This window comes from Stenotrophomonas rhizophila (assembly GCF_020857975.1).
Lineage (GTDB): Bacteria > Pseudomonadota > Gammaproteobacteria > Xanthomonadales > Xanthomonadaceae > Stenotrophomonas > Stenotrophomonas rhizophila_C.
In genome coordinates this window covers 36,830-51,440 of sequence record NZ_JACWUO010000012.1, presented here as the reverse complement: position 1 = coordinate 51,440, position 14,611 = coordinate 36,830, and the positions used below count along the sequence as shown (strand labels likewise).

The 14,611-nt window shown below is 68.4% G+C and carries 12 protein-coding genes; 2 read left to right on the top strand and 10 right to left on the bottom strand.

Annotated elements, in window-relative coordinates; translation table 11 throughout:
* Window positions 1–161 precede the first annotated feature (161 nt).
* Window positions 162–2,204, bottom strand: a complete 2,043-nt coding sequence (fusA, locus tag IC535_RS12630) for an elongation factor G (RefSeq protein WP_228887029.1) — start codon at window positions 2,202–2,204, stop codon at window positions 162–164.
* Between the two features lie 578 nt (window positions 2,205–2,782).
* Here fusA and IC535_RS12625 point away from each other — a divergent pair.
* Window positions 2,783–4,981: a TonB-dependent siderophore receptor gene (locus IC535_RS12625; RefSeq protein ID WP_228887030.1), complete on the top strand. Its 2,199-nt coding sequence runs from the start codon at window positions 2,783–2,785 to the stop codon at window positions 4,979–4,981.
* Between the two features lie 137 nt (window positions 4,982–5,118).
* On the opposite strand, the gene IC535_RS12620 is transcribed toward IC535_RS12625, so the two are convergent.
* From IC535_RS12620 to IC535_RS12595, 6 genes are all read right to left on the bottom strand, one after another.
* Window positions 5,119–5,889, bottom strand: a complete 771-nt coding sequence (locus tag IC535_RS12620; RefSeq protein ID WP_228887031.1) for a heme ABC transporter ATP-binding protein — start codon at window positions 5,887–5,889, stop codon at window positions 5,119–5,121.
* On the bottom strand, window positions 5,886–6,929 hold the full coding sequence (locus IC535_RS12615) for a FecCD family ABC transporter permease (RefSeq protein WP_228887032.1): 1,044 nt from the start codon (window positions 6,927–6,929) through the stop codon (window positions 5,886–5,888). The genes IC535_RS12620 and IC535_RS12615 overlap by 4 nt, the downstream gene beginning before the upstream one ends.
* Window positions 6,926–7,972, bottom strand: a complete 1,047-nt coding sequence (locus tag IC535_RS12610) for a heme/hemin ABC transporter substrate-binding protein (RefSeq protein ID WP_228887033.1) — start codon at window positions 7,970–7,972, stop codon at window positions 6,926–6,928. The genes IC535_RS12615 and IC535_RS12610 overlap by 4 nt, the downstream gene beginning before the upstream one ends.
* Before the next feature lie 52 nt (window positions 7,973–8,024).
* Window positions 8,025–9,401 (bottom strand): YncE family protein, encoded by a 1,377-nt coding sequence (locus IC535_RS12605; RefSeq protein ID WP_228887034.1) that lies wholly within the window; start codon window positions 9,399–9,401, stop codon window positions 8,025–8,027.
* Window positions 9,402–9,532: 131 nt separating this feature from the next.
* Window positions 9,533–10,543: an alpha/beta hydrolase gene (locus IC535_RS12600; protein ID WP_228887035.1), complete on the bottom strand. Its 1,011-nt coding sequence runs from the start codon at window positions 10,541–10,543 to the stop codon at window positions 9,533–9,535.
* Window positions 10,544–10,672: 129 nt separating this feature from the next.
* On the bottom strand, window positions 10,673–11,281 hold the full coding sequence (locus IC535_RS12595; protein ID WP_228887036.1) for a TetR/AcrR family transcriptional regulator: 609 nt from the start codon (window positions 11,279–11,281) through the stop codon (window positions 10,673–10,675).
* Window positions 11,282–11,370: 89 nt separating this feature from the next.
* Between IC535_RS12595 and IC535_RS12590 the strand changes: the two genes are divergently transcribed.
* The gene (locus IC535_RS12590) at window positions 11,371–11,958 is read left to right on the top strand and encodes an NAD(P)H-dependent oxidoreductase (protein WP_228887037.1); all 588 of its coding nucleotides are present in this window, start codon (window positions 11,371–11,373) and stop codon (window positions 11,956–11,958) included.
* A 105-nt stretch (window positions 11,959–12,063) separates the two neighbouring features.
* On the opposite strand, the gene IC535_RS12585 is transcribed toward IC535_RS12590, so the two are convergent.
* From IC535_RS12585 to IC535_RS12575, 3 genes are all read right to left on the bottom strand, one after another.
* The gene (locus IC535_RS12585; RefSeq protein ID WP_228887038.1) at window positions 12,064–12,834 is read right to left on the bottom strand and encodes a hypothetical protein; all 771 of its coding nucleotides are present in this window, start codon (window positions 12,832–12,834) and stop codon (window positions 12,064–12,066) included.
* A gap of 145 nt (window positions 12,835–12,979) precedes the next feature.
* On the bottom strand, window positions 12,980–13,183 hold the full coding sequence (locus IC535_RS12580; protein WP_228887039.1) for a hypothetical protein: 204 nt from the start codon (window positions 13,181–13,183) through the stop codon (window positions 12,980–12,982).
* Between the two features lie 974 nt (window positions 13,184–14,157).
* A complete protein-coding gene (locus IC535_RS12575) occupies window positions 14,158–14,532 on the bottom strand; it encodes a DUF805 domain-containing protein (RefSeq protein WP_228887040.1) in 375 nt (124 codons plus the stop codon).
* Window positions 14,533–14,611 lie beyond the last annotated feature (79 nt).

Here is a 14,611-nt window from a genome sequence, read left to right as displayed (position 1 = left end):
GCATTCAGGCCTATGCAACTAATACGAAAACCCCGATGAGGCCGAAAACGTTCATTTTTCGTAAATTCCGGGCAGAAGCATCAACAGCGCCAGCGCTACCCCAACCAACAAAAAGGGGCCGGTTGCCCGGCCCCTGCTCCTTGCTGCTGCAGCACTAGCCACTACACCGACGCAGCCACTTCATACCCATTGAAACGCATGTCGCTAGACGCGCGCCCCTGGGTCAGCGAACGCAGCGACGTGGTATAGCCACCAAGCCGGGCCAGCGGTGCATAGCCCAGCACTTCGGCCTGCCCATCCTGGTCCTCGATCGAGGCCACCCGCCCACTGCGGCGGTTGAGGTCGCCGACCACATCGCCGACGTTGCCCGATGGTGCGTGGATGGCGATCTCCATCACCGGCTCCAGCAGCTGCGTGCCTGCCTGGGCCAGCGCAGCTTTTACCGCTTCACTGCCGGCACGATGGAAGGCCATGTCCGAGGAGTCCTTGACGTGGGTCTGACCGTCGACCAGCGCCACCTCGATCCCGACCACCGGATGGCCCAGCGGACCTTCGCCCAATGCCGCACGCACGCCCTTCTCCACCGCGTTGACGAACCCGCGCGGGATCGCACCGCCCACGGTGCGGTCGACGAAGCTCACCTCGCCATCCTCACGCGGCGCCACATCGATCAGCACCTGGGCGAACTGGCCCTGGCCACCGGTCTGCTTGGCGACCTTGCCTTCCACCCGCTGCACTGCACGCTTCGGCGTCTCCTGATAGGCCACGCGCGGCTGGCCGGTGCGAACGTTGACGCCCCACTCCGTGCGCAGGCGCTCGACCATCACCTCCAGATGCAGCTCGCCCATGCCCCAGATCAGGGTTTCACCGCTTTCCGCATCGGTCTCGACACGGAACGACGGATCCTCCTGCGCCAGGCTGGCCAGTCCCTGGCTGATGCGGATCAGGTCCGAGGCCTTCTCCGCCGTCAACCGCCATGCCAGCACCGCATGCTGCGCCTGGATCGTATCGAGCAGCAGCGGGCGCGAGGGCGCACTCAGCGTTTCACCGCTGACGGCATCCTTCCAGCCCAGCACCGCGACGATGTCACCGGCCACGGCCTGCTTGATGTCGTGGGTCTGGTCGGCCTGCACCCGCACCAGGCGGCTGACGCGTCGCCCGTGTGCATGCTGCGAGCTGGCCAGCGCGTCGCCCACCTTCAGCGTGCCCGAATACACCCGCACGAAGCTCAGCGCACCGTGGTTCTGGTGCGTGATCTTGAACAGCAGCGCCGCGAGCGGACCATCGGGATCAGGAGGCAGCAGCAGATCGTTGCCGTTCTCGGTGGCGACCACCGCCGGCCGATCCAGTGGCGACGGCAGATAGTCGACCACGGCATCGAGCAGCGTTTCCACGCCCTTGCTCTTGAACGCCGAGCCTGCGAGCACCGGTACGCCGGCACCGGCCAGGGTGCCGCGACGGATCGCCGCGCGCAGCTGCGCGTTGTCGATCGCCGCGCCTTCCAGCCACGCCTGCGCCAGCACGTCGTCGGCATCGGCCACGGCCTCGATCAGTGCCTCGCGCTGCGGCATCCACTGGGCCGCCTCATCGGTCGTCCAGGCATGACGCAACGCCGTGCCCTTGTCGTCCCAGTGCACGGTGCTGCGGTCGACCAGGTCCACCCAGCCGTTGAACTGGCTTTCGGTGCCGAGCGGCACGCCGAGCGCCCACGGTGTGGCCCGCAGCTTCTCGCGCAGTTGCGCGAGCACGCGTTCGAACGCAGCACCGGTGCGGTCCATCTTGTTGACGAAGGCGATCAGCGGCACCCCGTGGCGACGCGCCTGGCGCCAGACCGATTCGGACTGGGGCTGCACGCCATCCACGGCGGAGAACACCGCCACCGCGCCATCAAGCACGCGCAGGGAACGCTCCACTTCGATCGCGAAATCGATGTGGCCGGGGGTGTCGATCAAGGTCAGGTGGTGGATCGGCTGGTCGCGCGGCGCCCAATGCGCCTGCACGGCGGCCGCGCCGATGGTGATGCCGCGCTCGCGCTCGATCGCCGAGAAATCGGTGGTCGCCGCGCCGTCGTGGACCTCGCCGACGCGATGGATCTCGCCGGTTTTCCACAGCAGGCGCTCGGTGAGCGTGGTCTTGCCGGCGTCGATGTGGGCAATGATGCCGAGGTTGCGCCGGAGGGATAGGGTCTGGGTATGGGTGTTCATGGGAAAGGTCTCGCTGCCAACATCAAGGTGCCGCACGCCGCCGTTGGCTAACGGGCGTGCGGCCAGGTTTGGGGCTCGGCGGTCAGGTGCATGGCACGTTCTCCTTGGGGACGTTTGCGGTCACGGAAACGAAAAGAGCGCCCGGTGGGCGCTCTGTCTGGGGTCGTTCAGGGTTGCCGGTTTGCCGGTCAACCGCCTGAGGAGCCGCAGGGCAGACGCGCCCGTACCGCGCTTGCGCGGTTGCGGGTAAAAAACGTCAGGAGCGGCATCGAAGTCATGGCGGCAGGTTCGGGGTGATGCGCGCATTCTAGACCTCGCCACGCGGCATGCAAGCGATCATTAACATCACTTCCAGAACACTGCGTGATTTTTCGGCGCTTTGCAACCACCGATATCGACCATCTGCACCCGAACCCGTCCCTTATATGCGAATGGGTCGCAATTGCATAAATCGCCGGAATCCCTAGAATGCAGCGGCAACCGTCGCCGCGTGCGACACCGCAGACGCTGGCGGCGGCCCCGGGCCGCGCATGCAAGGCCAGCGCCCGCGCCCCTTCCGTGTCTTCGAGTGTGCCGCCATGCCCTTCCCCGCCGTTTCCTTCCGCCGGTTGCACCCCAACCTGCTTGCCCTTGCCTGCGTACTGGCGGCCACCGGCGCCCTGCCGGCGCAGGCGCAGACCGCCACCGACCTGGATGCGGTCCGGGTCAATGCCTACCGCGCTGCCAACAGCACCAGCGGCGCCACCAAGACCAGCACCAGCATTGCTGAAACCCCGCAATCGGTGTCGGTGATCGAGCGCGCCGAGCTGGACGCGCGCGGGGTGCAGTCGCTCAACGATGCGATGCGCTACGTAGCCGGGGTCAGCCTGGAAAGCAGCGGCATCGACAACCGCGTCGACGACTTCCGCATCCGCGGCTTCGAGGCCGGCAGCTGGGCCAACAACGTGACCCTGGATGGCATGCGCGCCCCGCAGGGCAGCCAGTGGAACCGCAGCATGTTCGACAGCTGGAACCTGGAGCGGGTGGAAGTACTCAAGGGGCCGTCGGCGGTGATGTATGGCCAGGTCGCACCCGGCGGCATGGTCAACCAGGTCAGCAAGACGCCCACGCCATACCAGCAACAGCAGTTGCGGCTGGGCCTGGACGGCAATGGCCAGTACAGCGCCGCGTTCGATGTGGGCACCGGCACCGCCGGCGACGACCACCTGTTCCGATTGGTGGGCCTGTACCGCGACGGCGCTACCCAGATCCAGCACACCGAGCAGCGGCACTGGTTCCTGGCGCCCAGCTACACCTGGCAGATCGCCGAACGCACCCGTCTGACCCTGTTGGGCATGTACCAGCAGGACGACGGCGGCTCCACCTACCAGTTCCTGCCTGCCGTCGGCACGCTCAGCCCCACCCGCTATGGCCATATGAAGAACAGCACCTTCATCGGCGAGCCCGGCTGGAACACCTTCGACCGCACCCTGTGGACTGCCGGCTGGCTGTTCGAGCACCAGTTCAACGACCACCTCACGCTCACCCAGAGCGCGCGCCGCACCCACGTGGATTCGCTGTACCGCGGCGTGGTCACCTTCGGCGCGCTCAATGCCGATGGCCGCACCCAGAACCGTCGCGGGGTGATGGGTAGCGGCGACTCGGATGGCGACACCTTCGATACGCGCCTGCAGGCCCGCTTCGCCACCGGCGCGGTCGACCACACCGTGCTGCTGGGCTGGGACTGGCAGCGCGCCGACTGGGAAGGCGTGCGCAGCGCGATGAGCAGCCCGCGCCCGATCGACATCTTCAACCCGGTCTACGCCCGCTATGTGCCCACCGTGAGCAGCGAAACCCCCACCGCCGGCATCAACCGCCAGAGCGGGGTGTACCTGCAGGACCAGGTCGCGCTGGGCGACTGGCGGCTCACCCTCGGCGGCCGCTACGACTGGACCAAGGACGACAGCAGCAGCGCCACCCGCAATATCGCCACCGGCGTTTCCACCCCGGGCGGGCGCAACGTGATCAAGAGCGAGGCCTTCACCGGCCGCGCCGGGCTGCTGTACGTGTTCGAGAATGGCCTCACCCCGTATCTGAGCTATGCCGAGTCGTTCCAGCCGTCGAGCAAGTCGCCGCTGGACAGCTACACCCACATCGCCTTCGAACCGGTCACCGGCGCGCAGTGGGAAGCCGGACTGAAGTACCAGCCGGCGTCGGTGGACGGATTGGTGACCCTGGCGGTATACGACCTGCGCCAGCAGAACATGATCGTCGACGACCCGATCGCCAGCCACCGCAACTGCGGCGCCACCGGTACCGCCACCTGCTCGGTGCAGGGCGACGAGGGTCGCGTGCGCGGCATCGAACTGGAAGGCCGGATCACCCCGTTGCCCGGCTTCAGCCTGATCGGCGCGGCATCGAAGATGGACTCGGAGATGATCCGCTCGGCGTCGTACCAGGGCAGGCAGCTGGCGATGGTGCCCGATGTCACCGCCTCGTTCTGGGCCGACTACACCTTCCAGGCCGGCGCATTGCAGGGCCTGAGCCTGGCCGCCGGCGCGCGTTACAACGGGGTCAGCTATGGCGACAGCGCCAACCTGTACCGGATCCCGTCCTACACCCTGTTCGACGCGGCCATCCGCTACGACCTGGGCCGGATCGGCAGCACCGGCGTGCAGTTGGCACTCAACGCCAGCAACCTGGCCGACAAACGCTTCGTCTCCACCTGCACCGGAGTGTCGTCGTGTTACTACGGCAGCGGCCGCACGGTCATGGCCACCGCCACGTTCGGTTGGTAACCCGCGGTAGTGCCGGCCGCTGGCCGGCTCCAGGCGGTGTTGGATCAAGAGGAGCCGGCCAGCGGCCGGCACTACCCTTTCCGACCACGTTGAGTTGGTAGCCCGGCGGTGCCGGTCGCAACCGAGCGTGGCGCCGCTCAAGCCGGGTCGGCGACCACCACCAGCGGTACGCCACGCTGCGGATGCTGCAGCACGATCACCGGCTGCTGATAGACGCGGCCGAGATTGGCCTCGGTAAGCACCTGCGCCGGGGTACCGTCGGCCGCCACCCTGCCCTGTTCCAGCAGCACGATGCGGTCGGCATAACCGGCGGCCAGGTTGAGGTCGTGCAGCACCACGATCACGCACGCGCCGGCATCGGCCAGCGCGCGCACGCTGCGCAGGGTGCGTTCCTGGTGGCGCAGGTCCAGCGCGGCGGTCGGCTCGTCAAGCAGCAGCAACGGCGTGCACTGCGCCAATACCCGCGCAAACGTGGTGCGCGCCGATTCGCCACCGGACAGCTGCTGCACCTCGCGCTGGCGCAATGCCTGCAATTCGGCCGCATCCAGCGCGCGCTCCACCTGCGCCTGATCCTGCAACGGGTCCGGTGGATGCGGCAAGCGCCCCATCGCCACCACTTCCTCCACGCTGAAGGCAAAGCGCACCCCGTGCTCCTGCGGCATCACCGCGCGCGTGCGCGCCAGCGGTGCGGCCCTGTAGCCGGCCAGCGGCGCGTCCTGCAGCAGCACCTGCCCGGCATCGGGGTGCAGGTCGCCGGCGGCTACCGCCAGCAAGGTCGATTTGCCCGCACCATTCGGGCCGACCAGCGCGGTGACCGTGCCCGGCACGAAATCCAGCGCGATGCCATGCAGGATCTCGCGCTGCTGGCGGCGCACGACCACCCCGTGCAGCTGCAGCAGCGCGCTCATGGCATTTCCTTGCGGCGCTGCTGCAGCACCAGCCACAGGAAGAACGGTGCGCCCAGCGCGGCCGAGAACAGACCCAGCGGAATTTCCGCCGGCGGGTCGAGCGTGCGCGCGGCGGTATCGGCCACCACGATCAGCACCGCGCCAAGCACGCCGGACACCGGCAGCAACCAGCGGTGCCCCGGGCCGACCAGCATCCGCGCCACGTGCGGCACCACCAGCCCGACAAAGGCCACCGACCCGGCAAACGCCACCGCCGCACCGACCAGCAAGGCACTGAAGGCCACCAGCCGGCGCCGCGTGCGCGCCACGTCCAGCCCCAGGTGCTGGGCCTGGCGCTCGCCCAGCGCCAGCATGTCCAGCGGCGTGGCCAGTCGCTGCAGCGCCAGCGCACCCAACGCAAACAACGGCGCCACCGCGGCCACGTCGTTCCAGCTGGCACGGGCCAGCGAGCCCATCTGCCAGAACACCAGCGACTGCAGTTCGCTCTCGCTGGCGATATAGGTCAGGAAACCGATCAGCGCCGAACAGAACGCGGCCATCGCAATGCCCACCAGCAGCAGGGTGGCATTGCCGCTGCCACGGCCCGGCCGCGCCAGCAGGTAGGTCAGGCTGATCGCCAGCGCACCGCCAACGAACGCGGCCAGTGGCACGATCCAGCCGGCCGCCCCGGCCGCGCCCAGTACGATTGCCGCCACCGCGCCCAATGCCGCGCCCTGGCTGACCCCGACAATGCCCGGGTCGGCCAGCGGATTGCCGAACAGGCCCTGCAGGCTGGCACCGGCCATCGCCAGCGCCGCGCCCACCAGCGCCCCCAGCAGCGCGCGCGGAATGCGCAGCTGCCAGACCACGGCCAGGTCGCGGCCGCTCACCGATTGCGGCTCGACCATCCCCAGCTTCACCGCGATCGCCTGCAACACCTCCAGCGGCGGCAACCGCAACGGCCCCACCGCGAACGAGGCCAGCACCGCCAGCAGCAAGGCCACCGAGGCCAGCAGCAACATGCCGCGGCCGCGCCGTCGGCGACGATCGGCCGGGCTCATGCCGGCGGCAGCGCCGCCAACGCCCTGGCCAGGGCCAGCGCGCCCACGCCCGAACCCACGCTGGCGTACTTGAGCTGCACATCGGGCATCACCCAGACCCGGTTGGCCTGCCCGGCCGGGGTCTGCTTCAGGGTTGGATAGGCCTTCCACAGGCCGTCGGCACCGCCGAACAAAGCCAGGTCATGCTCGGTCACCAGGATCACTTCCGGCGCCGCGGCGACCACGCCTTCGTTGCTCAACGCCGAGTAGTTGGCCACCCCGGCTTCGGTGCCGATGTTGAGCCCGCCGGCCAGCGCGATCAGCTTGGCCGAGGCACTGTCGGCGCCGGCCACGGTCGGCGCGCCACCGGCGCCGGTGGCCGAGACATGGATCACCCGCGGCATGCGGCCGCTGGCCTTGCCGATCGCCGCGGCCTGGTCCAGCTGCTGTTGTACCTGGCCGGCCAGCTGCCCGCCGGCCGCAGCCAGGCCGAGCGTGGCGGCGATCTTGCGTACCTTGTCCGGCGCCGGCTGCAGGTCGTCCACCACCACCGCCGGTTCGCCCACCGCGCGCAGCTTCTGCGCCAGCTCGGTGTGCCGGCGCAGGCTGTTGCCCAGGAACAGGCTGCCCTGCAGGCTCAGCACGCCTTCCACGCCGGTGGTGCGGTTGAACAGGAACTGGCGCGGCGCGGCGCGGCCGGACGCGGTGGTGGTGTTCTTCGGCGCGGCAAACACCTGGCTGCCCAGGCCCAGCGCATCGATCACCGCGATCACGTCATCGCCGCCGACGATGATCCGGCTGGTGTCATCCACCAGCACCTCGGCCCCATCATCCGAACGCACCTTGGCCGGCAGCGTGGCGGCCTGCCCGACCAGGCTGGGCAATGCGCCTCCATCCAGCCGCGTCCAACCGGCCGGCAACGCGGCCACCGGCAGATCGGTTGCGGCGGCCGGGGAAGCCGGCGCGGCCGCGTCGCCGGCTGGCGGCGTGGCCGGATTGCTGCAGGCGGCCAGTGCGATGGCCAGCGCGAGCGGCAACAGCCGCCGGGACATAGTCGATTTCATCCTGACTCCTTTCGGCAAGGCGGCCGTAGCCGCCCTGCCTGTTGGCTGTGGCTCAACGCTGGCGCAGCGCGATGCGGGTAATGCGGTCGCCCTTGGGGTCGTCGGTGCCGCGCGACTTGTTCACCGCAAACACATTGCCCTTGCCGTCGGCGCGCACATGGTTGGGGAAGGTGCCGCCGTCGAGGTTGCCCACCACCTTGCCGCCGCGGTCGACCACGGTCACCGTGCCGGCACCGCGGCTGGTCACATAGGCCAGCCCGGTCTTGGGATCGAACGCCACGTTCAATGCACCGGCGCCCACCGCCACGTCATGCAGCACCTTGCCGCTGACGACATCGACGATCAGCAGGTTGTCGGTGCCCTGCGAGGCCACATACAGCCGGTTCTGCTGCGCGTCATGGGCCACGCCGGAGGCGCTGATCGAATTGCCCAGGTCGATCACCTTGTCGACCTTGCCGCTGGCCACGTCGATCACCGCCGCTTCCGGGGTGCCGATGCTGACCGTGAACAGCTTGCCGCCGGCCTCATCCAGCACCAGGCTCATCGGCACGAATTTTTCGTCGTCCACCCCGGAGGCCAGGCTGATCGGCGCCAGCGCCTGCAAGGTCTTGGCATCGAACACCGACAGGTGGTCTTCGCCGGCGGCCGAGGCAAACACCTTGCCGCGAGCGGCATCGACCACCACGTCGCGGGCGTGCGGTACGGTGCCGACCGGGAACTGGTGCACCAGCGACAGATCCGCCTGGCGGTACACCGCCACCGTGTCCTGGCGGGTATTGGTCACCCAGACGTTGCCGTTGGCATCGTCCACGCCCACCCCGTACACGGCAAATACGCTGCCGCCCTTGGCATCGGGCACCGGCGCCGGGGTGATCGCCTTGGTCACCTTGAGCGTCCTGGGGTCCAGCTTGAGCAGCTGCGACTGGGTCACCGGCGGACGGCCCACCGCCGAGGTCACAAACACCGCATTGCTGGCCGCGCTGTAGGCGGACTGATACAGGCCCGGCACCAGCTTGTTGGACCGGGTGGCGAACTGCGCCTGCCCGGACAGCGGCAGTTGCGGCGACACGCGCAGGTTGAGCACCGTGGCGGCGGCCGGCTGGCTGGCGCGCACCACCACCGGGTGGGTGCCAGGCACCGCATCGGCGGGAATCTGCAGCTGGGTCTTGAAGCTGCCGTCGGCACCGACGGTCAGTGGCTGGCCGTTGAGCACGGTCTCACCGCGCACCAGGCTGACCTGCTGGCCGGGCACGAAGCCACGGCCGATCACCTCGGCGCTGCTGCCGGGCACCACGTTCTCGCCACGCGAGACGACGGTGCCCTTGAACACGCTCGCGGGCTGGTCGAACACCGGCTGGGCCTGGCCGGCGACGGCCAGCAGCAGGCCGGCGGCCAGGGTGGTGAGACGGAACGAAGAACGCAATGACATGACAGGCTCCTTGTACGGGTACCGCGCACACTGCGCGGTGGATCAACAGTTGCCTGGGCCGGTGCGACAGCGCGCATGGAGCCTGGGTAGCGGAAGCACGCGCGGGGCGTGCCGAATCGGTGGCGCCGCGCTCAGGGCTGCGCCGGGGGCAGCGTCGTGCTGCGGTCGGCAACGCCGTACAACACGCTCAGCGCTGCCTGCAGCGAGGCCTGCAGCATCGGGCCGTGGCCCAGCCCGGGGAATTCGCGGTACTGCACCTCCAACCCGGGCAGCGCGCCCAGGCGCCGGGCCAGGTGCATGGCCGCATCCGGGCTGGCACCGCCGATGCGGCGCAGGTGCGCGACCACGCGCGGGTTGCCCATATCGCGCTTGCCGCGGTCGCCGACGCGCTCGGCACCGCCCAGCATGATCCAGACCTTCGCGGCCTGGCCGTGCTGGCTGTGCAGGAACTGTTGTTCCATGTCGCCCAGCGGCGCGCCCTGGCTCCACCACAGCGACGGGCTGGCCGCCAGGTAGTACTGGAATGCGGCCGGGCGCGTGTACAGGCTGCTCAACACGAACAGGCCGCCCAGCGAATGGCCCCACAACGCCTGCTGGCTGCGGTCGATGCGCGCGCGCTTTTCCACTTCCGGCTTGATCCGGCGTTCGATCAGGTCCTGGAACGCGAACGCGCCACCGCCGGCCACCGTCGGCGCGCCGTTTTCATCGGCGGCACGGTCGATCCAGGCGGTGTAGTCGATCGTGCGCGCCGCCGAATCGATGCGCAGGTCGTTGTCGTAGCCGATGAACACCAGCACCGGTGCCGCCTTGCCGGCCAGCTCGGCCAGCAGGGCCTGGTCCATCACCATCGCCGCGGCATTGCCGTCGAGCATGTACAGCACCGGCGCCGGCGCCTTGCCGGCACGCAGCGGAATGCCGACATTGACCTGCCAGCGGCGCTGCCGATCCGGGCTGTCCAGGCTGAAGCGCTCGAAGCGGTAGCTCTCGGCCTTCTGCTCGAAGATGGTGTTGCCGACCCGCTGCTGCGGGTTGCGCTGCTGCGCCGACGCGGCCGGCACCACGCAGGCCAGGCTCAGGAGCAGGCCGGCCAGCGGCAACAGGGCGGGCAATGGGCGGCCGCGGGCCGCAAAAAACAACGTCATCGGCACTCGGGGGGTGGCAGCACGCAGCCGCACAACCCGCTTCATAGGGGGACGCGCCAGTCTACCCTAAATGCGAATGCGTATCACATAGATCAGTGCGGCAACGTGATGCTGCCATCGGGGCCTGCATCAACTGCGGGCGACCATTGCCACGATCGCCGCGGCCAGCTCTTGCTGCGCCTGCTCCGCGGTGACATCGCCGTTGACCGTCGCATAGGCCAGCCCTTCGGCAGCGCCCAGCATGCCCCACAGGCCGGCCGCCGACAGCGCGCCAGATGGCGCGAATGGCACCAGCAGACGGCGGCACTGCTCGATGAACACCGTTTCGTAGGCGCGCTTGAGCCGGGCCAGTTCCGGCGTGCCGGCCAGTGCGGCCATCACCCCGGGGATCTCGCGGCCCTGGGTCTGTACACAGGCCACGTACGACTGCGCGATGACCTCGGCCTTGTCCTGCAAGGTGGGCCCGCTGGCGGCCCAGGCCGCCTCCATCACCGCCGCCTGGCGCTGGTCGAATTGTCGATACAGCGCGGCCAGCAGGCCGGCGCGGCTGCCGAAGTGGTCATACACCACCGGCTTGGTCACCCCGGCCTGCTCGGCCAGCCGGCCCAGCGTCAACGCTTCGGTGCCCTCCTCGCGGACCAGCCGCCAAGCTTGGTCCAGCAGCTGCTGGACCCGGTCGGCACGGCTCAGGCGACGGCGCGGCGCGGCATCGGCAGGAACGGAGGATGGGCTTGACATCGTTATATACCACCAGTAACTTACGATTAGTAACTTACGGAAGGTAAGTTGCCCGCAGCATACACCCCCTCCCCGACCGGATCCATCGCATGCGCACCCTGATCGTGCTTTCCCACCCTTCGCCGGACTCGCTTACCCATGCCGTCGCCGCAGCCATCGGCAACGGCATCACCAGCGCCCGGCCCGAAGCCAGCGTGACGCTGGCCGACCTCAGCGCCGAAGGCTTCGACCCGCGCTACCGCCAGGCCGACGTCGACGCGCACCACCAGCGCCAGCCGTTCCCGGACGACGTGCTGGCCGAGCAGGCCCGGCTGGACCACGTGGACACCCTGGTACTGGTGTTCCCGGTGTACTGGTGGTCGATGCCCGCCCAGCTCAAAGGCTGGATCGATCGGGTGTTCTCCAATGGCTGGGCCTATGCCGAGGCCGAGGCCGACGGCCGCGTCGTCAAGAAACTGCAGCGGCTTCGGGTGCACCTGGTCGGGCTGGGCGGCGCCGATCAGCGCACCTGGTCCAAGCGCGGCTACGACACGGCGATGAAGGCCCAGATCGATACCGGCATCTTCGACTACTGCGGCGCGCAGGTGGTCTCGTCCACGCTGTTGCTGGAGGTGGACAGCACCGATGCCGCCCCGCACCTGGCCACCGCCCACGCCATCGGCCATGCGATCGGCTGAGCCAATGCACAAGGGCTCCCGCAGGCGCCCTTGGGATCGATCTTCAGCCGATGCCGCGCGACTGCCTGCCCCTGCCCGACGACGGCCGGGCCCGACGCCGCACACTCAGCGCGGGGAGCAGCCGTTGCGTGCCCGCTCCACCGTCGTGGGCGTCGCGCCCTCATTGGCCTCCCATCCCTGCAGCGTCATCTGGTCAGGCACCTGCGCCTGCCGGGCGGCGGTGGATACCAGCAGCTCGCGCCACGCCCCCACCGGCTCCAGTTCGGCCAAGCGCGCGGCGCGGTCGTCGTCCGTGCTGAACGCATCGTCGGGCGCGGACGCCGGCGTGGTGGTGAGCGTGGCCAGCTTGGTCATCAGAATCCGCAGCCGCTGCGGGTCCGGGCGCTCCACCTCCAGCGCGAAGCGCTCCTTGCCGTAGGCCCAGGACGTTTCGGCGGTGGTTTCCAGGCGTGCGCCGGGCTCGGGCAGTATCAGCGCCTTGCCGGCGGTGCCCTGCACCATCGCCACGCCGCCGAGCAAGGCCATGTACTGCCCCATGCGCGCAGCCTTCAATGCATCACCCTGCACGTTCACCGCATCCGGCAACCCGCCCACCATATTGAAGTACACCGATTGCCCGCACAGGATCATCAGGATCGGCTCGCCATCGGCGGTGTCGGCGCCGCCTTGCAGCAACATGCTGTCGCCGTTGGCATACTGCTGCAACTGTGCCTGGTCGATGACCTGCCCGGCCACCTGTCCCTGGCGCACGGTCACGCGGGAGCTGTTTTCAAGCAGCGATTCGATCGACGCGGTCGGCGCAGCCGCAGCGGCGGCGCCTGCAGTGGCCAGCAGCAGCGCGCAGGCCAGCGCACGGGGCAGGGGTACAACCTTCATGTTCATCATCCTTGCAGCAACAGGTGCAGCGGCAGTGCCGATGCATGGGCTGCACAGGATACGCCCACTCAAGCGATGCGGCGCGCCAAACAAAACGTCCGGCCATCCCGGCCGGACGCATTGACCGTTTCGGCTGCGACAACGCTTATTCTTCCTCGTCCTGCCCGCCCTGCTGGCCGCCGCGCTCGCGCCGGTTCTGGTCGGCATCCTGCTGCTGTTGCTGCTGGCCCTGGCGCTGGTTGTCGCGGTCCTGCTGGTTCTGCTGGTTCTGCTGGCCGGGCTGACCCTGCCGATTGTTCTGGCCCGGCGCGTTCTGCTGGTTCTGCTGCGGATTGTTCTGGTTGCCCATGACGGTATCTCCAGTGATCGGCAACGTGATCGTCGCCGGTGAATCCATCCTGGGCGCACGCGCGTTACCCGGACGTGCGCGGCGCCGCCCTGGGCGTGCACGCGGTGGGCACCTGATTGAACAATTCACAACCGCGCGTGCAGCGGTCACGCCACTGTCGCGTGGCGCTCGGCATGGCCTCCACTACGCCGACGCAGTCGCGCAGATCGGCAAAAAAAGGTCCTTCGCCTATTTGCGGAACTACAACCAGCCATTGTCCGGATGCATTGGCGTTGCTGTTCTGCTTCGCGGACAAACTCAAAAGCGTTTCGTGCCCCTGCGGGGCGCGAGTCACTTTCTGATGTCGCACATCCGTGTGCGCCACCCTACGGGCCAGCTACGCTGTTCCGCGCCGCTCCTGCGGCGCTGGTGCTCGTGCAAGAAAGTAACCAAAGAACACGCCCGCGCCTCCGTAACAACGAATTTCCGTAGTGAAGAACGCGTCGCAACGCGCCCGTTTCCGGACGCATGGGATTGCGATGCTCGGCTCGCTCCAAGGGGGAGGTAGATCAAGATCGCGAGCAACGGCAACAGCAACGGCAACAGCGGCCGATCAACGGTCGGGTCTACGCAGCCTGTTCCAGGCCCTACCATCGCAGGTAGTTCCGACCCGCGATCGGACAGCATTCTTTGGACGCCAGGCTGTCTGACCGTAGCTCGGATCTGCCGTTTTCTGTGAGTACCAGCAATGTATGAAGGGTTGGCGTGGGTGGGTTGGCGGGACTGTCGAAAACATGGATGTTTTCGCCAAGCCCCCAAGGAGGGGTTCACGGCGTGTCCCGCCAACCCACCCGCGCCAGCCCAATCCGCACATAGATGAGTCGCTGCCTTTGATCTGAGCCTGCAGTTCGCTGCTGGCTCCCCATAAATCGGCGAGGAACCAAAAAAAACGCCCCGCAATGCGGGGCGCTCGGTACATCAGCACGCAGGCCGGATCAGACCGTCGGCGGCACCGGGCCGAAGCGGTTGTCGCCCGGGGTGCCCGGCAGCACGTTGAACACCAGCAGCACCAGACCGCCGACGAACGGGATCAGGCCCACCAGCAGGAACCAGCCGGACTTGTCGATGTCGTGCAGGCGGCGGATGCCCACCGCGATCGCCGGAACGATCACCGCCAGCGAGAACACGCCCAGCAGCACGCCGAACAGGCCGGTCAGCAGGTTGCTCTCCATCGCCACGCCAATGCCCATGCCGGCATAGCCGACCAGGATCACCAGGAACAGGAACAGCTGGAACATCCAGTATTCCTTGCGGCCGGCACGGCCATCGAACTGGGCATAACGCTTAAGCGGAAGCAGCATGGATTTCATTGGAGTCACTTCATCCTGAAAGTAGTAAGCCCTGCATCTCCGTGACCGCGGCTGCGCGCCACGGAACAGGGCGGCGCGC